The sequence below is a fragment of the Streptomyces sp. BR123 genome, assembly GCF_013401435.1.
Taxonomy (GTDB): domain Bacteria; phylum Actinomycetota; class Actinomycetes; order Streptomycetales; family Streptomycetaceae; genus Streptomyces.
In genome coordinates, this window is sequence record NZ_JACBGN010000702.1 from 1 (window position 1) to 344 (window position 344).

Consider the following 344-nt stretch of genomic DNA (forward strand, 5'->3'; position numbering starts at 1 on the left):
TGTACTGGCCGGTGGTGCGGCCGGTGAGGACCAGGTCGCGGTCCGGTCGTCGGGCGTTTTCGGACGCCGTCTGGTCCGTGCGGCCCGTGCGGAGGGCTCTTCGTCCTGGACGCCGTCCGGGACGGTGTTGGTGACCGGTGGTACGGGTGCTCTGGGCGGCCGGGTGGCGCGTTGGCTGGTCGGTGCGGGTGCGGGGCGGCTGGTGCTGACCAGCCGCCGGGGTGCCGACGCTCCGGGCGCCGCTGAGTTGGTGGCCGAGCTGTCGGAGCTGGGTGTCGAGGTGTCGGTCGTGGCGTGTGACGCCGCCGATCGCGACGCCCTGCGGACGCTGCTGGCGGCGGAGG

1 protein-coding gene is annotated in these 344 nt (G+C 74.7%); it reads left to right on the forward strand.

Translation table 11 applies throughout. The features are described from left to right. Nucleotides 1-344, forward strand: a 344-nt coding sequence (locus HYE82_RS37115) for an SDR family NAD(P)-dependent oxidoreductase (protein WP_179178606.1), incomplete at both ends; no start/stop codon positions are given.